At 71.6% G+C, this 20,235-nt stretch carries 19 protein-coding genes; 14 read left to right on the top strand and 5 right to left on the bottom strand.

Features of this window, described 5'->3' with window-relative positions:
- Positions 1–202: 202 nt before the first annotated feature.
- A complete protein-coding gene (gene sucC / locus ACZ7LU_RS15475; protein WP_398300332.1) occupies positions 203–1,381 on the top strand; it encodes an ADP-forming succinate--CoA ligase subunit beta in 1,179 nt (392 codons plus the stop codon).
- Between the two features lie 21 nt (positions 1,382–1,402).
- Positions 1,403–2,287, top strand: coding sequence for a succinate--CoA ligase subunit alpha (gene sucD, locus ACZ7LU_RS15470; RefSeq protein WP_398300334.1), 885 nt, complete (start codon positions 1,403–1,405; stop codon positions 2,285–2,287).
- Positions 2,288–2,469: 182 nt separating this feature from the next.
- Here sucD and ACZ7LU_RS15465 read toward each other — a convergent pair whose 3' ends face one another.
- Positions 2,470–3,636 (bottom strand): helix-turn-helix domain-containing protein, encoded by a 1,167-nt coding sequence (locus ACZ7LU_RS15465; RefSeq protein WP_471916920.1) that lies wholly within the window; start codon positions 3,634–3,636, stop codon positions 2,470–2,472.
- Between the two features lie 150 nt (positions 3,637–3,786).
- On the opposite strand from ACZ7LU_RS15465, the gene ACZ7LU_RS15460 reads away from it, so the two are divergent.
- Positions 3,787–5,661, top strand: a complete 1,875-nt coding sequence (locus ACZ7LU_RS15460) for a cell division protein PerM (protein ID WP_471916919.1) — start codon at positions 3,787–3,789, stop codon at positions 5,659–5,661.
- A gap of 61 nt (positions 5,662–5,722) precedes the next feature.
- Here ACZ7LU_RS15460 and ACZ7LU_RS15455 read toward each other — a convergent pair whose 3' ends face one another.
- Complete coding sequence (locus tag ACZ7LU_RS15455) at positions 5,723–6,583, bottom strand: hypothetical protein (protein ID WP_471916918.1); 861 nt, start codon at positions 6,581–6,583, stop codon at positions 5,723–5,725.
- A 276-nt stretch (positions 6,584–6,859) separates the two neighbouring features.
- On the opposite strand from ACZ7LU_RS15455, the gene purN reads away from it, so the two are divergent.
- Together purN and purH are read left to right on the top strand one after the other, a co-directional pair.
- On the top strand, positions 6,860–7,498 hold the full coding sequence (gene purN, locus ACZ7LU_RS15450; RefSeq protein ID WP_398300342.1) for a phosphoribosylglycinamide formyltransferase: 639 nt from the start codon (positions 6,860–6,862) through the stop codon (positions 7,496–7,498).
- The gene (gene purH / locus ACZ7LU_RS15445; protein WP_470978618.1) at positions 7,495–9,090 is read left to right on the top strand and encodes a bifunctional phosphoribosylaminoimidazolecarboxamide formyltransferase/IMP cyclohydrolase; all 1,596 of its coding nucleotides are present in this window, start codon (positions 7,495–7,497) and stop codon (positions 9,088–9,090) included. The genes purN and purH overlap by 4 nt, the downstream gene beginning before the upstream one ends.
- Before the next feature lie 119 nt (positions 9,091–9,209).
- Here the strand turns inward: purH and ACZ7LU_RS15440 are convergent, their stop codons facing one another.
- Positions 9,210–9,950, bottom strand: a complete 741-nt coding sequence (locus ACZ7LU_RS15440) for an RDD family protein (protein ID WP_471916917.1) — start codon at positions 9,948–9,950, stop codon at positions 9,210–9,212.
- 254 nt (positions 9,951–10,204) lie between these two features.
- Between ACZ7LU_RS15440 and ACZ7LU_RS15435 the strand changes: the two genes are divergently transcribed.
- From ACZ7LU_RS15435 to ACZ7LU_RS15420, 4 genes are all read left to right on the top strand, one after another.
- Complete coding sequence (locus tag ACZ7LU_RS15435) at positions 10,205–11,059, top strand: bifunctional methylenetetrahydrofolate dehydrogenase/methenyltetrahydrofolate cyclohydrolase (protein ID WP_398300348.1); 855 nt, start codon at positions 10,205–10,207, stop codon at positions 11,057–11,059.
- Between the two features lie 19 nt (positions 11,060–11,078).
- Positions 11,079–11,567: a DUF3017 domain-containing protein gene (locus tag ACZ7LU_RS15430; protein WP_468087869.1), complete on the top strand. Its 489-nt coding sequence runs from the start codon at positions 11,079–11,081 to the stop codon at positions 11,565–11,567.
- A gap of 269 nt (positions 11,568–11,836) precedes the next feature.
- Positions 11,837–13,024: a sensor histidine kinase gene (locus ACZ7LU_RS15425; protein WP_471114031.1), complete on the top strand. Its 1,188-nt coding sequence runs from the start codon at positions 11,837–11,839 to the stop codon at positions 13,022–13,024.
- Positions 13,025–13,045: 21 nt separating this feature from the next.
- Positions 13,046–13,750 carry a response regulator gene (locus tag ACZ7LU_RS15420; RefSeq protein WP_468556974.1) on the top strand — a complete coding sequence of 235 codons (705 nt, stop codon included), beginning with the start codon at positions 13,046–13,048 and terminating at the stop codon, positions 13,748–13,750.
- A 27-nt stretch (positions 13,751–13,777) separates the two neighbouring features.
- Here the strand turns inward: ACZ7LU_RS15420 and ACZ7LU_RS15415 are convergent, their stop codons facing one another.
- Positions 13,778–14,119, bottom strand: a complete 342-nt coding sequence (locus ACZ7LU_RS15415) for a hypothetical protein (RefSeq protein WP_471916916.1) — start codon at positions 14,117–14,119, stop codon at positions 13,778–13,780.
- A gap of 600 nt (positions 14,120–14,719) precedes the next feature.
- Between ACZ7LU_RS15415 and ACZ7LU_RS15410 the strand changes: the two genes are divergently transcribed.
- Together ACZ7LU_RS15410 and ACZ7LU_RS15405 are read left to right on the top strand one after the other, a co-directional pair.
- Entirely contained in the window at positions 14,720–15,784 is a 1,065-nt protein-coding gene (locus tag ACZ7LU_RS15410) for a helix-turn-helix domain-containing protein (protein WP_470978610.1), read from the top strand.
- Between the two features lie 460 nt (positions 15,785–16,244).
- Positions 16,245–17,234, top strand: a complete 990-nt coding sequence (locus ACZ7LU_RS15405) for a malate dehydrogenase (RefSeq protein WP_398300359.1) — start codon at positions 16,245–16,247, stop codon at positions 17,232–17,234.
- Between the two features lie 116 nt (positions 17,235–17,350).
- On the opposite strand, the gene ACZ7LU_RS15400 is transcribed toward ACZ7LU_RS15405, so the two are convergent.
- On the bottom strand, positions 17,351–17,692 hold the full coding sequence (locus tag ACZ7LU_RS15400) for a hypothetical protein (protein WP_468315894.1): 342 nt from the start codon (positions 17,690–17,692) through the stop codon (positions 17,351–17,353).
- A 72-nt stretch (positions 17,693–17,764) separates the two neighbouring features.
- Between ACZ7LU_RS15400 and ACZ7LU_RS15395 the strand changes: the two genes are divergently transcribed.
- The 3 genes from ACZ7LU_RS15395 (at position 17,765) to ACZ7LU_RS15385 (ending at position 20,184) form a co-directional block, all read left to right on the top strand.
- Complete coding sequence (locus ACZ7LU_RS15395) at positions 17,765–18,010, top strand: helix-turn-helix transcriptional regulator (protein ID WP_398300363.1); 246 nt, start codon at positions 17,765–17,767, stop codon at positions 18,008–18,010.
- Positions 18,010–18,570 carry a hypothetical protein gene (locus tag ACZ7LU_RS15390; protein ID WP_471916915.1) on the top strand — a complete coding sequence of 187 codons (561 nt, stop codon included), beginning with the start codon at positions 18,010–18,012 and terminating at the stop codon, positions 18,568–18,570. The genes ACZ7LU_RS15395 and ACZ7LU_RS15390 overlap by 1 nt, the downstream gene beginning before the upstream one ends.
- Positions 18,571–18,654: 84 nt before the next feature.
- Positions 18,655–20,184, top strand: coding sequence for an aldehyde dehydrogenase family protein (locus ACZ7LU_RS15385; RefSeq protein ID WP_398300367.1), 1,530 nt, complete (start codon positions 18,655–18,657; stop codon positions 20,182–20,184).
- Positions 20,185–20,235 lie beyond the last annotated feature (51 nt).

Here is a 20,235-nt window from a genome sequence, read left to right as displayed (position 1 = left end):
ATCACCGCCCAAATGTGATCTGCGATTTAGGGACCCACGGCCTGCGGCGATAACCTGCGAGACGGACATGCCGCGTACTGGACTCCGTCCTACGCCTCCCTTGTGACAGCGCAGTCACGTTGCCCTCCGCGGCACGCCCATGCAGACAGCTGACACCAATGCAGCAGATCGCAGCGAGATCACGGATAAGGGACGGACGCGCGTGGACCTGTTCGAGTACCAGGCGAGGGACCTCTTCGCCAAGCACGGTGTACCGGTGCTGGCCGGTGAAGTCATCGACACGCCTGAGGCGGCGCGCGAGGCCACCGAACGACTGGGTGGCAAGTCGGTCGTCAAGGCGCAGGTGAAGGTCGGCGGCCGCGGCAAGGCCGGCGGCGTGAAGCTGGCGGCGAACCCGGACGAGGCCGTCGCTCGTGCGACGGACATCCTCGGCATGGACATCAAGGGCCACACGGTCCACAAGGTGATGATCGCCGAGCTGTCCCCGGAGATCGAGGCCGAGTACTACGTCTCGTACCTCCTCGACCGCACCAACCGCACCTTCCTCGCCATGGCGTCGGTGCAGGGCGGCATGGACATCGAGGAGGTCGCGGAGAAGACCCCCGAGGCCCTCGCGAAGGTCCCGGTCAACGCCGTCGAAGGCGTGAACATCGAGAAGGCCCGCGAGATCGTGGCCGAGGCGAAGTTCCCGGCCGACGTGGCCGAGGGTGTCGCCGAGGCCATGGTGACCCTGTGGGAGACCTTCGTCGCCGAGGACGCGCTCCTCGTCGAGGTCAACCCGCTGGTCAAGACCAAGGACGGCCGCATTCTGGCCCTGGACGGCAAGGTCTCGCTCGACGAGAACGCCGACTTCCGCCAGGCCGACCACGAGGCGCTCGAGGACAAGGACGCAGCCAACCCGCTCGAGGCTGCTGCCAAGGCCAAGGGCCTCAACTACGTCAAGCTCGACGGCGAGGTCGGCATCATCGGCAACGGTGCCGGTCTGGTCATGTCGACCCTGGACGTCGTCGCGTACGCCGGTGAGGCGCACGGCGGCGTGAAGCCCGCCAACTTCCTCGACATCGGTGGCGGCGCCTCCGCCGAGGTCATGGCGAACGGCCTGGAGATCATCCTCGGCGACTCGGACGTCAAGTCCGTCTTCGTCAACGTCTTCGGTGGCATCACCGCGTGCGACGAGGTCGCCAACGGCATCGTGCAGGCCCTGGAGCTGCTCGCCTCCAAGGGCGAGAAGGTCGAGAAGCCGCTGGTCGTGCGCCTCGACGGCAACAACGCGGAGCTGGGTCGCAAGATCCTGAGCGACGCCAACCACCCGCTGGTGCAGCGTGTGGACACCATGGACGGCGCGGCCGACAAGGCCGCCGAGCTCGCGGCCGCGAAGTAAGGGACGAGGGAAAGAACAGCCATGGCTATCTTCCTCAACAAGGACAGCAAGGTCATCGTCCAGGGCATGACCGGTGCCACGGGCATGAAGCACACCAAGCTCATGCTGGGTGACGGCACGAACATCGTCGGCGGCGTGAACCCGCGCAAGGCCGGCACGTCCGTCGACTTCGACGGCACCGAGGTGCCGGTCTTCGGCACCGTCAAGGAGGCTATGGAGAAGACGGGCGCCAACGTCTCCGTCCTCTTCGTGCCGCCGGCCTTCTCCAAGGCCGCCGTCGTCGAGGCGATCGACGCGGAGATCCCCCTCGCGGTCGTCATCACCGAGGGCATCGCCGTCCACGACTCCGCCGCCTTCTGGGCGTACGCGAAGTCGAAGGGCAACAAGACCCGCATCATCGGCCCGAACTGCCCCGGTCTCATCACCCCGGGCCAGTCGAACGCCGGCATCATCCCGGGCGACATCACGAAGCCGGGCCGCATCGGCCTGGTCTCGAAGTCCGGCACGCTGACGTACCAGATGATGTACGAGCTCCGTGACATCGGCTTCTCGTCGGCCGTCGGCATCGGTGGCGACCCGGTCATCGGTACGACGCACATCGACGCCCTCGAGGCGTTCGAGGCCGACCCCGACACCGACCTGATCGTGATGATCGGTGAGATCGGCGGCGACGCGGAGGAGCGCGCGGCGGACTTCATCAAGGCGAACGTGACGAAGCCGGTCGTCGGCTACGTCGCGGGCTTCACGGCGCCCGAGGGCAAGACGATGGGCCACGCGGGCGCCATCGTCTCCGGCTCCTCCGGCACCGCCGCCGCGAAGAAGGAGGCCCTCGAGGCCGCCGGCGTGAAGGTCGGCAAGACGCCGACCGAGACGGCGAAGCTGGCGCGCGAGATCCTGGCGGGATGACTCCGTCGGTTTAGCAGTGTCTGAAAGTGGGCCCGCACCTCATGCGCATGAGGTGCGGGCCCTCTTCTCGTTCTTCGCGGCTGCGGGTCGGTGGGGGCTTGTCGCGCAGTTCCCCGCGCCCCTAAATACCGGCCCGGTGGGGGCTTGGTGCGCAGTTCCTCGCGCCCCTTGAGTGTCGCCCCTTACGGCAGTTGGGGGGTCAGGCGGGGGTTGCCGGTGGTTAGTTCTGCTCGGAGTTTTTCGCGGAGGGTGGTGTCCTCGTACGAGAGGGGGCCCGGGCCCATGCGGGGTGGTACGCCGTTGATGGCGGTGCCGGGGGCCTGTGGTGGTTCGTACTGGGTGGGTGCGTTCCGCAGGGTCAGCGCTGTCGCGCCGACGATCAGTGCCGTGAACGCGATGGCGGCGCGCGTCCAGAAACGGGCGCGGTACTCGCTACCGGTCCTGACCCGCTCCGCCTTGGGCAGCCGCAGCGCCTCGGCCCCGGCGACCTCCATGAGGCGCCGGTGCAGCACTTCGGGGTCCGCCAGTTCGGGCATCCGTTCGGCGACCGTCTCGCGCGCGTGCAGCAGGCGCTTCGCGGTGGCCGGTGTGCTCGCCTCCGTCTCGGCGGCGGTCTCCGGCAGGTCGAGGCCGAGGCCGTCGTAGAGCATCAGGGTGCGGCGCTGCGCGGGCGGCAGGCTCAGGAGTACGTCGAGGAAGGCGCGGTCGGCCGCCGACGCGGGCAGGGCGTCCGGGTGGCGTTGGCCGGGGCGGAAGCGGTGCCAGGGGGACATCGCGTACTCGTACGCCGCCGCGCGCACCCACCCCGCCGGGTCACGGTCGACCGCCACCTCGGGCCAGCGCTGCCACGCCAGCTGGAAGGCCCGCTCCACCGACTCCTGTGCGAGGCCCCGCCGCCCGGTGAGCAGGTACGTCTGGCGTACGAGACCGGGGGCGCAGTAGGCGCAGAGGGCGTCGAAGGCCTGGGCGGGGCTATTGTCGCGCGGTCCGGGGAACGGGGGCGCGGCCGTCGTCGTCACCCGGAGCGGCTGGGGCTGGGGTTGGGGAGCGGTGCCGGCCGTGGGGGCGGTGGCTGCCACCGGTGCGGGGGTGCGTGCCGGGGTGCGTGCCGGGGGCCGCGACTTCGGCCCGCGCTTGGCGGCCGACGGGGTGGCCCCCGCGTTCAGGAGCTTCACGTACGCCTCACGCTTGCGGCCCCGCGGCGCGGTCCGGCCCGTTTCCCACGAACGGACCGTTTCACGGGTGACGCCGATCTTCGCCGCGATGTCGGCCTGGCTCAGCGACTTCGCCTCGCGCAGCCTGCGGCGTTCCTTGGGGGACGGCAGAGGCGTGGCAGGGCTCTGGGGCATGTCGGACTCTCCGCACCGTGGGCCGACGTACGGCGGGAGGCCGGGCGCGGCTGCCCGCCGTACGAATAATTACATAAACGTATATTGGGCGACACATCCGATATTCGCCTGTTACGGGAAGAAAGCGCGTGTCGTTGGCAGCATGGCCGCGTGACCCAGACGTTCGATCACCACGCCTCGTCGCCGCCCGCCGAGCCGCCGCGCACGCGGGCCCGCGATCGTTCGCCCGGACTGGCCACCTGCGCGCTGGGCGGGGCCGTCGCCGCGGGTTTGGGGCTCGGCGCGTTCGCCGTGCTGGTCATCATGTTGTGGATCAGCTCGCCGTACCCGGACAGCGGACCCGACGGCGCCCTGCACGTCGCCGCGGGGCTCTGGCTCCTGGCGCACGGCACGGAACTGATCAGGACGGACACGCTCTCGGGCGCACCCGCGCCGATCGGTGTGACGCCGCTCCTCCTCGTCGTCCTGCCGGGCTGGCTGCTGCACCGGGCGGCACGCGACGCGGCGTCCCCCGAGGGGCGCGGGCACGCCGGGCAGACGGCGTGGTGCGGGGTGGTGGCCGGCTATCTGCTGGTCGGCGGGGCCGCGGCGCTGTACGCGGCGGGCGGTGCGCTGCGGCCCGACTGGCTCAGCGCGGTCGTGCACGTGCCGGTGTTCGCGGTGGGCGCGGCCGGGCTCGGGGTGTGGACGGCGCGCGGTCGGCCGTGGGGGCCGCTGCCGGGAGTCGTGCGCCGTCCGCTGGCCGCGCTTCCCGAGGGGGTGCGGGTGGCTCTGCGCGCCGCGCTCGTACGGAGCTTCCTCGCCCGCCGCCGTGCGGTGGCCGTCACCCGGGCCGGGGTGGCGGGCGCGCTGGTGCTCGTCGGCGGTGGCGCGCTGCTCGTCGCGGTGTCGCTCGTGCTGCGCGCCGGACTGGTGCAGTTGTCGTTCGCGCAGGTCACGGACGTGTGGTCGGGGCGGCTCGCGGTGCTGCTGCTGGCCCTCGTCCTCGTGCCGAACGCGGCGGTGTGGGGCGCGGCCTACGGCCTCGGGCCCGGCTTCACCCTCGGCGCGGGCTCCGTCACGAACCCTCTCGCGGCGGGCGCGGCGCCGCTGCTGCCACCCTTCCCGCTGTTCGCGGCGGTGCCGCCGACGGGGCCGGGGTCACCGCTGACCTGGTCGGCCGCGGTGGTACCCGTGGCGGCGGGGTGCGCGGTCGCGTGGTGCACGGTCCAGGCGGCGGCGCCCGCCTTCGGGGAGCGGGACGAGGCGTGGCCGCCGGGGCGGACGGCCGTGTGTGCCGCGATGGCGGCGGTGGTGTGCGGGGCGGTCATGGCGGTACTCGCGGCGCTCGCGGGCGGTCCGATGGGCGTGGCGGTGCTCGCCGAGTTCGGGCCGGTGTGGTGGCAGGTGGGGGCGGCGGCGCTCGGCTGGACGCTCCTGGTCGGGGTGCCGGTGGCGCTGCTCCTGCGGGCGTGGCGGCTGAGGCGGCCCTCTGCGCGGCGGCCTTCCGTGCAGCGGCCCTCCGCGAAGGTGCGACGGACGTGGCTGCCCCGGCCGGCTATGCCTCCGCTGCGGCTTCCGTGGCCGGGGCGGTCGGGGTCCGGATACGGCGGGGCGCGGGAGCCGTCGGCGGCTCCTGACATGCCGGGTCCGGCGGACCCGCTGGAGCTGACTGAACTGCCCGGGCTGCCCGGACTGCCTGAACCAACGGAAGCCCCGGAACCGCCGGAACCGCCGGAACCGCCGGAGCTGTCGGAACCGCTGCGACCGCCGGCCCCACAGGACCCGCTGGCCCTACAGGACCCGCTGGTACAGGACCCACCGGCCCCACAGAACCCACCGGACCTGTCAGCCCCACCGGCCTCCCCCAACCCCCCAAGGCCACCAGAACCCCCCAAGCCGCCCGAAGCCCCCCACCCCCCGAGCCCCACCTGGCAAGCCGACGCGGCCCGCGAGGCCCGCTGGCAGGCGCTGAAGGAGGAGGGAGAACGCCTCTGGGAGCGTCGCCCCCCGCCCCCGGGCCAGAGCCGCAGCACCGACAACTAGCTGACCGGCTGACCGGCTGACCGGCTGACTGACTGGCTGACCAGCCGACCACTCGTCGCCGCTAGTCGTCCTGCTCGCCCAAGAGCGGCCGCAGCTGCTTGGGCAGCAGGTCCTCGCAGGACTGCTTCGACGTGCTGGTGAGCGCGTCGTCCACGCACGTGTAGTAGTCGCGGTACACCAGCTGCGCGGTGAACGTGGCCGCCACCATGACGAGCGCGAGCCCGCCCGTGACCAGGCCGCTGATCGCGGCGGTCGTCTGCGGCCGCGTCGATGCCGCGGGGTCGCTCTTGGCCCGGCCGGCCGGAGCGGGCATCCCGGGTGCGGCAGGAGTAGCAGGAGTAGCAGGCGCGGCGGGCGTACCCGGCGAGGCCGCCGTCGCAGGCGCCGGTGCCGTCGGATCCGGCGTCCGCGGCTTCGCGCGCAGCGACTGGACCGCCCACATCACCGCCAGCGCGCCGAGCAGCAGCGCGACGTACCGCCAGCCGAACAGCGCGAAGAAGAAGCCCCACATGCCGGAGAGCAGGGCGTAGCGCGCGCGGCGCTGGGCCGGGTCGGTCGGGTCCCAGCGCATGCCGCCACCGCCACCGCCGGACCCCGAGGGGCCTTCCTTGCCGGGGCCGTTCTGCTGGTCCTGGCCCTGCCCGGGGCGCTCGCCGAAGCCGCCCTGGGAGCGGCCGGGCTGGCGGTCGCTCCACTGGCTGCCCCAGGGGGAACCGTGGCCCCCGCCCGAGTCCTGGTCGTCCGGCGCGGAGTCGCCGGAGGGACGGCGCGGCTGCCACGGCCGGTCCGGGGTCCCCTCCGGCGGCGGCGCGAAGGGGTTGTCGTCGTCCTTGCCCGTTCCCTGGGCACCCGGGCCCCGGGACTCGGGTCCCTGGGATTCCGGGTCCTGCGGCGGAGACGAAGGGCGGCTACGGTCCGGCATCAGGTGTGCGTCTTCCCCTTGGTAGGGCCGTGGTGGAGCCGTCGTGCGACGGCTCGGCAACTCGGCATTCTTCGGTATTCAGGCGCCTTTCCCCCAGACGCTACCTCCCGCCCGCGCCCCCGTCCCGTGAGGGGCGGTTCCGGGTGCCGGTATCGTTGCTGGCGGTCGGCCGCTTCGTAGGGTTCCCCGTATCGAGGGGCCCGAAGCCTTTGTACGACCGTACAAAGACGCAAAGACGCGCCTTCCAGGACGCATCCTCCGAGAAAGGGCCCCGCTGTGGCCAAGAGCGCTGTGGTCGCGCGCCCCAAGCGCCTCGTCGTGCTGGTGTCCGGGTCGGGCACGAACCTTCAGGCCCTGATCGACACGATCCACGCCGAGGGGGCCGAGCGCTACGGCGCCGAGATCGTCGCGGTCGGCGCCGACCGCGACGGCATCGCGGGCCTGGAGCGCGCCGAGCGCGCCGGGATCCCGACCTTTGTGTGCCGGGTGAAGGACCATGCGACGCGCGACGAGTGGGACACCGCGCTCGCCGAGGCGACGGCCGCGTACGGACCGGACCTGGTGGTCTCCGCCGGGTTCATGAAGATCGTGGGGAAGGCGTTCCTCGCGCGCTTCGGCGGGCGGTTCGTGAACACACACCCCGCGCTGCTGCCCAGTTTTCCCGGGGCCCACGGCGCGCGCGACGCGCTCGCGTACGGCGTGAAGGTCACCGGCTGCACCGTCCACTTCGTCGACGACGGCGTCGACACCGGACCGATCATCGCCCAGGGCGTGGTCGAGGTCCGGGACGAGGACGACGAGAGCGCTCTGCACGAGCGCATCAAGGAAGTCGAGCGCACGCTGCTCGTCGATGTCGTGGGGCGTCTGGCCCGGCACGGCTACCGCATTGAGGGACGAAAGGTTCTTATCCCGTGACCGCCGAAGCTACGAACACCGCGAACGCCACAGGCACCGACGGCACGCAGCGCCCCATCAAGCGCGCGCTCGTCAGCGTCTACGACAAGACCGGCCTGGAAGAGCTCGCGCGCGGGCTGCACGAGGCGGGCGTCGAACTCGTCTCCACCGGCTCGACGGCCGCGCGGATCGCCGCCGCCGGAGTGCCCGTCACCAAGGTCGAGGAGCTGACCGGCTTCCCCGAGTGCCTCGACGGCCGGGTCAAGACCCTGCACCCGAAGGTCCACGCGGGCATCCTCGCCGACCTGCGCCTGGCGGACCACCGCCGCCAGCTCGACGAGCTGGGCGTCGAGCCCTTCCAGCTCGTCGTCGTGAACCTGTACCCCTTCAAGGAGACCGTCGCCTCCGGCGCCACGCCCGACGAGTGCGTGGAGCAGATCGACATCGGCGGCCCCTCGATGGTGCGTGCCGCCGCCAAGAACCACCCGTCGGTCGCGGTCGTCACCGACCCGAAGCGGTACGCGGACGTCCTCGCGGCGGTCAAGGCGGGCGGCTTCGACCTGACCGCGCGCAAGCGGCTCGCGGGAGAAGCGTTCCAGCACACGGCGGCGTACGACGTCGCGGTCGCCGGCTGGTTCGCCGAGGGGTACGCCGCCGTGGACGACTCGGGCCACCCCGGGTTCCTCGGCGCCACGTACGAGCGCAAGAACGTGCTCCGTTACGGCGAGAACCCGCACCAGGGCGCGGCTCTCTACGTCGACGGCACGGGCGGCCTCGCCGAGGCCGAGCAGCTGCACGGCAAGGAGATGTCGTACAACAACTTCACGGACACGGACGCCGCGCGCCGTGCCGCGTACGACCACGACGAGCCCTGCGTCGCGATCATCAAGCACGCCAACCCGTGCGGCATCGCGATCGGCGCGGACGTCGCCGAGGCGCACCGCAAGGCGCACGCCTGCGACCCGCTGTCCGCGTTCGGCGGCGTCATCGCCGTCAACCGCCCGGTGAGCAAGGAGATGGCGGAGCAGGTCGCCGACATCTTCACCGAGGTCATCGTCGCGCCCGGGTACGAGGACGGCGCCCTCGAAGTCCTCACCAAGAAGAAGAACATCCGCGTGCTGCGCGCCCACCGGGCGCCGTCGAACGCGGTCGAGGTGAAGCAGATCGACGGCGGCGCGCTGCTCCAGGTCACCGACCGGCTGCAGGCCGAGGGCGACGACCCCGCCAACTGGACGCTCGCAACGGGCGACGCCCTGAACGAGGACGAGCTGGCCGAGCTGGCGTTCGCCTGGAAGGCGTCCCGCGCGGTCAAGTCCAACGCGATCCTGCTCGCCAAGGACGGCGCCTCCGTCGGCGTCGGCATGGGCCAGGTCAACCGCGTCGACTCCGCGAAGCTCGCGGTCGAGCGGGCGGGCGAGGAGCGGGCCCGCGGTTCGTACGCCGCGTCCGACGCGTTCTTCCCCTTCCCCGACGGCCTGGAGATCCTGACCGCCGCGGGCGTCAAGGCCGTGGTCCAGCCGGGCGGTTCGGTCCGCGACGAGCTGGTCGTCGAGGCCGCGAAGAAGGCGGGCGTGACGATGTACTTCACGGGGACGCGACACTTCTTCCACTGATACCTGCTGATACCCACCGGCCGAGGCCGCTGATACCGAGCTCGACAACGGCGAAGGCCGCGCCCCCTCGTATGAGGGAGGCGCGGCCTTCGCCGGTGGTGGCAACTGCCGTGCGTACGTCAGTTGTTGGACCGCTGGATCACCATGGTCTTGGCCGCCTTGTCGTGCCAGCCCTGCTGACGCCCGCTCTTGTCCCAGAACGGCGACAGGTAGACGAGCAGCGAGCCGATGCCGCAGGCCAGCGAGCCCACCAGCGGAATGATGTAGCGGACGAAGGCAGCGCCGATGCCCGGCTTCTGGCCGCTCTCCGCGTCGATGACGCGGATGCCCACGGCGAGCTTGCCGAGCGTGCCGCCGACCATGGCCGTCATCAGCCACTCGTAGAGCAGGCCGACGACCGCGAGGGCGCCTATCACGGCGCCGAGGGACCCCATGATGTCGGTGCTCGCGTCGTTCATGCAGCTGTCGTACGCGGCCGAGCCCGGGTCGCAGTCCGCTGCCTCGCCGATGGCGCCCGCGGCGCCGACGACGAGGAGGACGATGTAGATGAGCGTGAAGGCGACACCGTCGATCGCGCGGGCACCGAACCGGCGGCCCATGGACGCGACCGTCGGACCGCCGCCCTGGTAGCCGTAGCCACCGCCGGGCTGCTGCGGGTACGCGCCGTAGGGAGAGGCCAGCTGCTGCGGGTAGCCGTAGCCCTGCTGCGGGACGCCGCCCGGGGCCTGCTGGGGGTAGCCGTACTGCGGCTGGCCCGGCGGCTGGCCGTAGCCGGGCTGGCCCGGAGCCTGGCCGTAGCCACCGGGCTGGCCCTGGGGCTGCTGCTGGCCGTAGGGGTTGTTCGGGTCGCCGAAACTCATGGCGGATTTCCTCCGTTGTTCACTGCGGGGACGACGCGGTGCGACCGGAGGAAAGAGGTGCTGCTGAGCGGTTTGCCCCCCGACACTGCCCGCGGCATGGCCCGGGCCATGGTTCTCAATGGGCCGCCTTCCTGTCCAGTCGGCCACGCCAGGTGTTGTGCAAGTGCAACCTCGCTGATCAGTGGGTGAAGCGGCGGGACGGCAGGGGGCGACCTGATTGGTACCGGGCGGGCCTCATCCGGGAAGATGGAGCCATGACCGCCCAGATTCTCGATGGCAAGGCCACCGCAGCCGCGATCAAGTCCGAACTGACCGCCCGCGTGGCGGCCCTGAAGGAGAAGGGCGTCACGCCCGGACTCGGCACCGTCCTGGTCGGCGACGACCCCGGCAGCCAGAAGTACGTCGCGGGCAAGCACCGCGACTGCGCGCAGGTCGGCATCGCCTCCATCCAGCGTGAACTGCCCGCCACCGCCTCCCAGGAGGAGATCGAGGCAGTGGTCCGCGAGCTCAACGAGGACCCCGCCTGCACCGGCTACATCGTCCAGCTCCCGCTGCCCAAGGGCATCGACGAGAACCGCGTCCTCGAGCTCATGGACCCGGACAAGGACGCCGACGGACTCCACCCGATGAACCTCGGCCGCCTCGTCCTGAACGAGCCGGCGCCGCTGCCCTGCACCCCGTACGGAATCATCCGGCTGCTCCGGCAGCACGACGTGGAGATCAAGGGCGCCGAGGTCGTCGTCGTCGGCCGCGGCGTCACCATCGGCAGGCCCATGCCGCTCCTTCTCACCCGCAAGTCAGAGAACGCCACGGTCACCCAGTGCCACACCGGCACCCGTGACCTCGCCGCCCACCTGAAGCGCGCCGACATCATCGTGGCCGCGGCGGGCGTGCCGCACCTGATCAAGCCCGAGGACGTGAAGCCGGGCGCCGCCGTCCTGGACGTCGGCGTCTCGCGCGACGAGAGCGGCAAGATCGTCGGTGACGTCCACCCGGGCGTCGCCGAGGTCGCCGGATGGATCTCCCCGAACCCGGGCGGTGTCGGCCCGATGACCCGCGCCCAGCTCCTGGTGAACGTCGTCGAGGCCGCGGAACGCGCAGCGCGCTGATCGGGAAAGAGGCGAGGTCATGAGCGAGGCCGGCAGCTCGGAAGCCGAACAGGACAGCAGCACCCCGGAGGGCCCCCGGGCCAAGGGCGCGGTCAGCGCGCCGGGCCCGGACGGGCGGCCGCGGAAGGTGTCGCGCCGCTTCCCGCTGTTCACCCGCGACACCGCACGGCCCGAGGGCGGCGGCCGCGCCGCGGCCGGCGACGCACCCGCACCCGCCCGGCAGTGGCCGCTGCTCAGCGTCGTCTCCTTGGTCGGGCTCGGGCTGCTGCTCACCGCGCTCGACGTGTTCCGCGTCGGCACGCTGCTGGTCGGCGTCGCCCTCGTCGGCGGCGCCGTGCTCCGCTGGGCGCTGCCGGACGTGGGGATGCTGGCGGTGCGCTCCCGGTTCACCGACATGGTCACGTACGGGGCGCTGGGCCTCGCCATCGTGCTGCTCGCGATGATGGCGCAGCCCAACCCGTGGCTGGAGATCCCGTTCCTGGACGACACGTTGCACTACACGATCTAGTCGTACGGCGCGTGCCCGCGCGTGACGGTGGCCCGTCCTCCCCCGAGGGGACGGGCCACCGCTCTGCGGACCGGGCGTCCTCCCCCGTGCGATCCCCCGACGGCCGCGGTCCCTGGTTCCACAAACTACGGGCGGGACGCCTGCCACGTCGTCACGTCCTGGGTTGAACCCGGCCTGCTCCAGGCGCGGTAGACGTGCGGTTCCTGCAACTTCCGCGGTACCGCCGCTGGTTGACGTTCCGGCGCCCATACGCGCGTTACGCTGCGGCGATGCGGATCCGCCCCCTCGCCGTAGACGCACTCATCGCGGTCGCCCTGACCACGGTGGCCGTGCTGCTCGGGCAGGAGTCCGTCAAGCAGGGCTGGCCCGCGCTCGACCCCGTGGGATACGCGCTGGTGGCGCTGGTCTGCGTGCCGGTCGCCGCCCGGAGCAGGGCGCCGCTCACCGTCCTGGGCGTCGTCCATCTGGCGTGGTTCGTCTACGTCACCGCCGGCTACTGGCCCGTGGTCGGCACCTTCGGCCCCATGCTCACCGTCTACACGGTCGCCTCCCTGTGCCCGCCACGCACCTCCCTCGCCTGCGCCGCGCTGACGGCCACCCTCTGGATCTACGCAGGCGCGATCACCGAGGGCTCCTCGATGCCGTCCGTCGTCGGCCAGGCCGTCGGCTTCTCCATCGTCCTCTGGCGCTTCGGGTACGTCGCACGCCGTACGGCGGAACTGGCCCGGCAGCTGAAGCGGGAGCAGGACGAACGCGCCCGGCGCGAGGTCGCCGAGGAGCGGGGGCGCATCGCACGCGAGCTGCACGACGTGGTCGCCCACCACATGTCGGTGATATCCGTGCAGGCGGGCCTCGCGACGTTCGTCTTCGGCTCCGACCCCGCCACCGCGCGCGCCGCGCTCGGCACCATCTCCGGGACCAGCGGCGAGGCGCTCGAAGAGCTGCGCCGCATGCTGCGGGTGCTGCGGGCCGAGGACGGCGAGCAGACCGGCGACGCCCCCGCCGCCCCTATGCCGGGCCTCGCCCGCCTGGACGAGATGGTCGAACGGGTCCGTGCGGGGGGAGCCCCCGTCGAGCTGCGCGTCAGGGGGACGCCCCGGCCGGTGGCGCCGGGCGTGGAGCTCTGCGCGTACCGCGTGGTGCAGGAGGCGCTCACCAACGTACTGAAACACGCCCGGGGAGCGGCGGTGACCGTCGAACTCGCCTACGAGCGGCGGCACATCGAGGTCTCGGTCGTCAATGACGGAGCCGGCGAGGGGGAGGGGGTGAATCAGGACAGAGTACGGACGGGTAGCGGGCACGGCTTGATTGGGATGCGGGAGCGGGCCAAGCTCTACGGCGGGGCGATCAGTATCGGCCCGCTGAGCGAGGGGGGATTCGCCGTGCGACTCACCCTGCCGACCTCGGCGCGCGCCGAGGCGCGGGGGGACGAGGCAGGGGACGGCGCAACGGAATGAGCCGGGTGACCGGGTGACCGGATGACTGCATGCATCAGAGTGCTCGTCGTCGACGACCAATTCCTCATCCGTGCGGGGTTGGTGGGGCTGCTGCGCGCCGCGCCGGGCATCGAGGTCGTCGGCGAGGCGGGTGACGGGGACGAGGCCGTGGAGCTCGCCGCGCGGACCTCACCCGACGTCGTGCTCATGGACATCCGGATGCCGGGCATGAACGGCATCACGGCCACCGCGAAGATCCTGCAGCAGGCCGCCGAACCGGCGCCGCGCATCCTGGTCCTGACGACGTTCGACCTCGACGAGTACGTGTACGGGGCGTTGCGCGCGGGCGCCTCCGGGTTCCTGCTCAAGGACTCGGGGCCCGAGCGGCTGCTCGCCGCGGTGGCGGCGGTCGGCGGCGGTGACGCGCTCTTCGCGCCCAGTGTGACGCGGCGCCTCGTCGAGGCGTTCGCCCGGCAGGGGGCAGGGCACGAGGGAGACGGTCTCGAGGGGGCGAAGAGCCGGCGGCCGCCCGACCTCGCGGCGCTGACCCTGCGCGAGGTCGAGGTCCTGAAGCTGATCGCCCGGGGCCTGACCAACGCGGACATCGCGGAGCGGCTCTACATCAGCGAGGCCACCGTCAAGACCCACCTCAACCGCACGATGAGCAAACTCGACCTGGACAGCAGGGCGCAGGCGGTGGTGGTGGCGTACGAGACGGGGCTGGTCACGCCCGGGGCCGGGGGATGAGCGGGGTCGGGCCGCCGTTTCGGTGGCTCAGCAGGTGACCACCTTGCCGTAGGAGCCGCGGCCCCAGTTCCACTCCCACTGTTGGTTGGGCTGGTACGTGAGACACGGCGAGTCGTTGCCCCAGTCGATGACGACCTTCAGATGCATGGCCCGGCCGCAGTGGTTGGTGACCTTCACGTACTTGCGGTGCTTGATGACGTCTCGCTTGACGCAGGCGGGGGCGGTGCCGCGGAGCGAGGCGGCCGTGGTGGAGGCCGCCGGGGTGGAGTCCGCCGGGGTGGCTGACGCCGCCGGGGTCGTGGCCAGGGCCGTGCCGAGGAGGGCGGACGCGGTGATGACGGTGCCGGCGAGCCGCTTGCCGTATTTCATGTGCGGGTCCCTTCGGGGGTCGTGCTGAGCGGTGTTGACACCGGTGCGACTGGTGTCGCTGGTGTCGCTGGTGTCGCAACGACTCTGCCGAGATCCTCGGGTCCGGGGCCGCAAGACATGGCCGAAGTCGCCCTTTCGGGGACGCCACACGCTCCGTATAGGGAAACGCGTACGGAGAGACGCGTACAGACAGACGGCTGGGGTGACGGTGCCCGTCCCCACCCCCGTGGGAGGACGGGCACCGTCGGTCGGGGAGATGCGATTCCTGCTGGAACCTCCCGATGTAAGCGGTGCGTTCCGCTCGTGATCCAGAGTCATGGACCCGCCAACCCCGGACAAGGGATGACCGGTCCCTGTGGCACGGAGGTGACCATTCCGCAACGGTGTTCGAGGTGTGCAACGGTGCTGGTCGGCCGGGCCGGGGCGGGTGGGGCGAGCAGGGTGTTCGGGGGTGTCTCGTACTGCTGTCCGGGGGCGGTTCTCTGCTTCCGCCCCCACTTCGGGAACTGACATCCTGGCTCCGAGCATCCCTCTGGGTAGTCCTGGACGGGTCGGTGTGGGGGAGCAGGACGGGAACGTACGGGGGGAATTGGGGGAGCAATGCCTCGTTGGAAGGCGCTACCGGAAGAGCTCGACCCTGAGATCAAGGAGTTCGTCGGCCAGCTGCGCAGACTCGTCGACCGCAGCGGGCTGAGCATCGCGGCGGTGTCCGACAGGACCGGCTACAGCAAGACGTCGTGGGAGCGCTATCTGAACGGGCGGCTCCTCGCGCCCAAGGGGGCGATCGTCGCGCTGGCGGAGGTGACGGGTACGCAGCCCGTCCACCTCATCACCATGTGGGAGCTGGCCGAGCGGGCGTGGAGCCGGTCCGAGATGCGGCACGACATGACGATGCAGGCGATCCGCATCTCGCAGGCGCGGGCCGCGCTGGGCGCGACGGGGGCGCACCCGACCGGGCCGGCGCGGCCCGCTTCTGGCTCTCCCGCTTCCGCTGCCCCTCCTTCCACTCCCGTGTCCCGAGGCGGACCCGTCGTGGGGGTGGCGGGGCCCGCCGGGGTGTCGCCCACCGTGCCGCCGCAAGGGGGCGCCGGGGCCCAAGGAGTCTTCGGAGCCGCGGCCCCCTTCGGTGAAGGGAGCGGAGGCGGGGACTCGCCCGACGGGCAGCGGCGGCGCAGGAAGCTGACGATGTTCCTCGCGGGTGTCGTGGGCGCCCTCGTCGTCATCGCCGCCGCGGTCTTCATGACCGGTTTCGGCGATGACGACAAGGGCGACGACAAGGCGAAGCCGTCCGCCACGCCGACCGCCAAGGACACGAAGCTGCCCGCGGGGGTGGAGTGCAGCGGCAAGGACTGCGCGGGCAAGGACCCCGAGAACATGGGGTGCGGCGGCGAGCTGGCGAGGACGACGTCGCGGGCGACGGTCGGCACGACGCTGGTCGAGGTGCGGTACAGCAAGACGTGCGGGGCCGCGTGGGCACGCATCACGCAGGCCACACCCGGGGACGAGCTCACGATCACGGGGTCGGGGAGCGGGGCGTCGGCGAAGCAGAGCAGCACGGTGAACGAGGACTTCGACGCGTATACGCCGATGGTGGCGGTCACGTCGGGGACGGCGGCGAAGGCGTGCGCGACCTTGACCTCGGGTGAGACGGGCTGCACGGACTAGCCCCCCCGGCCTGCCCCTGCGGTCATGCGGCCCTACTGCCCTGCCGCCTGCCGCCTGCCGCCCTGCCCCGCTAAGGGCTGCTCCGGACGGTGATTTGAGGGGTTGGCGAGAAAGTCGGGTGGGAGGGGGCATGACATGCGTTGCGGGGGGCAGGCGGACCGTACCCCCACGGGAGTGGTCACACCCCCACGGCGGCCGCCACGCTCCCCCCTCACGTGGCGGCCGCCCCCCCGGGCAACAGAGCGTCCCCCCAGCGGAGTGCTGTGGGGCGGGCCACACCGACCCGGCCGCTAGGGGCGGGCGGGGCGCGATAGCCTGACGGCGGATCTCTCTTGATGCCAAGAGATCGATCATCGAGAGGCGATCGAGGACTCGAAGAGGCGTCGGCGGGGATCCAGGAATCAGGGGATCCAGTAGAGGGACACGGGACCCCACCGCCAGCTGTCTTACGGAGATCGCCATGACCCGCACTCCCGTGAATGTCACCGTCACCGGCGCGGCCGGCCAGATCGGCTACGCGCTGCTCTTCCGCATCGCCTCGGGCCACCTGCTCGGCGCGGACGTGCCGGTCAACCTGCGCCTTCTGGAGATCACGCCGGCGCTGAAGGCCGCCGAGGGCACCGCCATGGAGCTCGACGACTGCGCCTTCCCGCTGCTGAACTCCATCGAGATCAGCGACGACCCGAACGTCGCCTTCGACGGTGCCAACGTCGCGCTGCTCGTCGGCGCCCGCCCCCGCACCAAGGGCATGGAGCGCGGTGACCTCCTGGAGGCCAACGGCGGCATCTTCAAGCCGCAGGGCAAGGCCATCAACGACCACGCCGCCGACGACATCAAGGTGCTCGTGGTCGGCAACCCGGCCAACACCAACGCGCTCATCGCGCAGGCCGCCGCCCCGGACGTACCGGCCGAGCGCTTCACCGCGATGACCCGCCTGGACCACAACCGCGCGCTGTCGCAGCTCGCGAAGAAGACCGGCTCGTCCGTCGCCGACATCAAGCGCCTGACCATCTGGGGCAACCACTCGGCCACCCAGTACCCGGACATCTTCCACGCGGAGATCGCCGGCAAGAACGCCGCCGAGGTCGTGAACGACCAGGCCTGGCTCGCCGACGAGTTCATCCCGACCGTCGCCAAGCGCGGTGCCGCGATCATCGAGGCCCGTGGCGCCTCGTCGGCCGCCTCCGCCGCCAACGCCGCCATCGACCACGTCCACACGTGGGTGAACGGCACGGCCGCCGGCGACTGGACCTCCATGGGCATCCCGTCCGACGGTTCGTACGGCGTGCCGGAGGGCCTCATCTCCTCCTTCCCCGTCACCGCCAAGGACGGCAAGTACGAGATCGTCCAGGGCCTGGAGATCAACGACTTCTCGCGTGCGCGCATCGACGCGTCCGTGCAGGAGCTCACCGAGGAGCGCGAGGCCGTCCGCGGTCTCGGCCTCATCTGATTGCGCTGAGCCCACGCGTACGCGCGCGACTGAAAGACCGCCCCCCGGCAGCCGTCAAGGCCGCCGGGGGGCGGTCTTATTGGTCGACGAGCTGTGAGCGCCCCAGTCCCGCCGGCTCAGGTGTGAGAGGCGTCCGCCGCCTGCAGTGCCGCCGCCTCCTTGGACAGCAGGACCGCCGACGCCAGGCTCAGGCCCGGTTCGGCCTGGCGCAGGGCCTTGACCGCGTGGACCGAGTCGGCGGGGCCCGTGTGTCCGGCGGCGGTGATCCGGCGCAGGGCCCAGCGGCCGCGTATCTCGGAGTCCGGGACGGCGGCCGCGCGGGCGAGGAGCGCCGCCGCGCGCTCGAGGCCGGGGCGGTCCTTCTCGTCGGCCGTCGCGAGCGCCTCGCGCAGCTCCTCCGCGACCGCGTCCGTGTCGCGCAGGGCGATCACCATCAGTTCCCGCTTCGTGCCGAACATGTCTTCTGCTCCCTGTCCTCGTGGCCCTAGGGGCTCTTGCTGTCGTACTCGCAAATGTAGTACTTCTTATACATGAGTGAGCACGTGCACAACAGATTGGCGATGGTGCGCGCCGAGCGGAAGGTGTCGCGTCAGAGCCTGGCCGAGGCAGTGGGAGCCCACTACCAGACCATCGGCTACATCGAGCGAGGGCAGTACAACCCGAGCCTCGACCTCGCGCTGAAGATCTCGAAGTTCTTCGAGCTGCCGGTCGAGGCGCTGTTCTCCCTCGAACCGTTCCGCCCGCTCACGGACGAGGTCTACGGGAGGAAGCAGTGATGAAGACCGACGAGCGCCCCATGACCGGCTACGACCGGCGGATGTACGCGATCATGAACCGCCGCGAGGGCGCTCCGCTCTACGCCACCGCGGCCCGCCGCCGCGCCGCCGTCGTCACCCACATGGTGCTGACCGGCGCGGGTATCGCCTGCTGGCTCTGCTCCGTGCTCGGCGACGAGCGCTGGGCGACGTTCGGGATGCTCGGGATCCTGCTGCCGTGGTGCGTGGCGACCGGTGTCATCAACGGCGCGACCCGCGGCCTCCTTGAGCTGCGGCTGCGCGCCCTCGACGAGCGGCAGCGCGCCGAGAAGAACCGCGTGGTGTCCCGTGCGCACTACGTGATGCTGTGGCTCCTGCTGGCCACGACCGTGGGCGTGGGGGTCGCCGGGCTGGCGGGCGTGGAGATCGAGGGGCTGGTCTTCCCCGTGCTGTTCAGCGTGTTCGTCGTGCACTGGCTGATGCCGTTGTGGCTGGCGGGGCTCACGGTCGGTGACGACCCGGTGGACGACGAAGCCGACGAGATGGTCGCCGTCGGGGGTGGAGAAGCCGCCGGCCGCTAGTGACGCAGCGCACGTATGAGACACGCATGCATTGTTCCGGTCAGGGAAGGTGCACCCGGCTGCCGCGAGTGACGGGCGGGGCATATGACAGGAACGGAAGGCAAACGGGACGTGTCGGCACAACAGACCATCCATGTGGGCGGAGAGTGGCTTGCGGCCGCCTCCGGCGCCACCCGCGAGATCCTCGACCCGGCGGACGCCAAGCCGTTCGCCGTGATCGCCGAGGGCGGAGCGGACGATGCGGACGCCGCCATCGCCGCCGCCCGCAAGGCCTTCGACGAGGGCCCGTGGCCGAGCACTCCGGTCGCCGAGCGTGCCGCGCTGCTGCGCCGCGTCGCCGATCTCCTCGTACGTGACCGCGAGGAGATCGGTCTCCTGGAGAGCCGTGACGCGGGCAAGACCCTCGAAGAGGGCCGTGTCGACGTGGACTGCGTCGCCGACGCCTTCCGTTACTTCGCCGACCTGGTGATCGGCGAGGGCGCAGGGCGCGTCGTGGACGCCGGGTCCGACGACATCCACAGCGTCGTCGTGCACGAGCCCGTCGGCGTCTGCTCGATGATCACGCCCTGGAACTATCCCCTGCTCCAGGCCAGTTGGAAGATCGCGCCCGCCCTCGCCGCCGGCAACACCTTCGTCATCAAGCCCAGCGAGATCACCCCGCTGACGACGGTCGCGCTCATCGAGCTGCTCGTCGAGGCCGGGCTGCCCGCGGGTGTCGCCAACATCGTCACCGGGCCCGGCCACACCGTCGGCGCCCGGCTCGCCGACCACCCCGACGTCGACCTGGTCTCCTTCACCGGCGGCCTCGTCTCCGGCACCAAGGTCGCCCAGGCCGCCGCGCTCGGCGTGAAGAAGGTCGCCCTGGAGCTCGGCGGCAAGAACCCCAACGTCGTCTTCGCCGACGCCTGCGCCACGGACGAGGGTTTCGACACCGCCGTCGACCAGGCGCTGAACGCCGCCTTCATCCACAGCGGGCAGGTCTGCTCCGCCGGTGGCCGCCTCATCATCGAGGAGTCCGTGCGGGAACGTTTCGTCGCCGAACTCGCCCGCCGCGCCCAGAAGATCAAGCTCGGGCGCGGCACCGAGGACGGTGTCGAGTGCGGGCCGCTCGTCTCGGCGCAGCAGCGCGAGAAGACCGAGATGTACGTCGCCTCCGCTCTGGAGGAGGGCGCGGTGCTGCGGTCCGGCGGCAAGCGGCCCGAGCCGAGCGAGGTGCGGCCCGCCGAGGGGTACTTCTACGAGCCGACCGTGCTCGACCAGTGCCACCGCGGGATGAAGGTCGTGCGGGAAGAGGTCTTCGGGCCCGTCCTGACCGTCGAGACCTTCCGTACCGAGGACGAGGCCGTCGCGCTCGCCAACGACACCGAGTACGGCCTCGCGGGCGCCGTGTGGACCAGCGACCAGGGCCGTGCGAGCCGCATGGCGCGGCGGATGCGCCACGGCACCATCTGGATCAACGACTTCCACCCCTACCTTCCGCAGGCGGAGTGGGGCGGCTTCGGCAAGAGCGGCGTCGGACGCGAGCTCGGCCCCGCGGGCCTCGCCGAGTACCGCGAGTCGAAGCACGTCTACCAGAACCTGGCACCGCGTCCGGTCCGCTGGTTCGCCGGCTGAGCCCTCGGCACGTACGACCCCTCATTACGCGCAGAACGTTGGAGTAACCGC

Source organism: Streptomyces sp. NPDC039462, from assembly GCF_055639375.1.
The sequence above is the reverse complement of the archived record's forward strand: the minus strand, read 5'-3'. Positions and strand labels throughout refer to the sequence as shown.

What these genes read in the sequence shown, in the direction of transcription:
- ACZ7LU_RS15430 (WP_468087869.1), top strand. Translation starts at nt 11,079, where the DNA reads ATGAGCGAGGCCGGCAGCTCGGAAGCCGAACAGGACAGCAGCACCCCG.
- ACZ7LU_RS15415 (WP_471916916.1), bottom strand. Translation starts at nt 14,119, where the DNA reads ATGAAATACGGCAAGCGGCTCGCCGGCACCGTCATCACCGCGTCCGCC.
- ACZ7LU_RS15390 (WP_471916915.1), top strand. Translation starts at nt 18,010, where the DNA reads ATGAAGACCGACGAGCGCCCCATGACCGGCTACGACCGGCGGATGTAC.
- ACZ7LU_RS15410 (WP_470978610.1), top strand. Translation starts at nt 14,720, where the DNA reads ATGCCTCGTTGGAAGGCGCTACCGGAAGAGCTCGACCCTGAGATCAAG.
- ACZ7LU_RS15435 (WP_398300348.1), top strand. Translation starts at nt 10,205, where the DNA reads ATGACCGCCCAGATTCTCGATGGCAAGGCCACCGCAGCCGCGATCAAG.
- ACZ7LU_RS15425 (WP_471114031.1), top strand. Translation starts at nt 11,837, where the DNA reads ATGCGGATCCGCCCCCTCGCCGTAGACGCACTCATCGCGGTCGCCCTG.
- ACZ7LU_RS15455 (WP_471916918.1), bottom strand. Translation starts at nt 6,583, where the DNA reads ATGCCGGACCGTAGCCGCCCTTCGTCTCCGCCGCAGGACCCGGAATCC.
- ACZ7LU_RS15440 (WP_471916917.1), bottom strand. Translation starts at nt 9,950, where the DNA reads ATGAGTTTCGGCGACCCGAACAACCCCTACGGCCAGCAGCAGCCCCAG.
- ACZ7LU_RS15395 (WP_398300363.1), top strand. Translation starts at nt 17,765, where the DNA reads ATGAGTGAGCACGTGCACAACAGATTGGCGATGGTGCGCGCCGAGCGG.
- ACZ7LU_RS15405 (WP_398300359.1), top strand. Translation starts at nt 16,245, where the DNA reads ATGACCCGCACTCCCGTGAATGTCACCGTCACCGGCGCGGCCGGCCAG.
- sucD (WP_398300334.1), top strand. Translation starts at nt 1,403, where the DNA reads ATGGCTATCTTCCTCAACAAGGACAGCAAGGTCATCGTCCAGGGCATG.
- ACZ7LU_RS15465 (WP_471916920.1), bottom strand. Translation starts at nt 3,636, where the DNA reads ATGCCCCAGAGCCCTGCCACGCCTCTGCCGTCCCCCAAGGAACGCCGC.
- ACZ7LU_RS15385 (WP_398300367.1), top strand. Translation starts at nt 18,655, where the DNA reads ATGACAGGAACGGAAGGCAAACGGGACGTGTCGGCACAACAGACCATC.
- ACZ7LU_RS15400 (WP_468315894.1), bottom strand. Translation starts at nt 17,692, where the DNA reads ATGTTCGGCACGAAGCGGGAACTGATGGTGATCGCCCTGCGCGACACG.
- ACZ7LU_RS15420 (WP_468556974.1), top strand. Translation starts at nt 13,046, where the DNA reads ATGACTGCATGCATCAGAGTGCTCGTCGTCGACGACCAATTCCTCATC.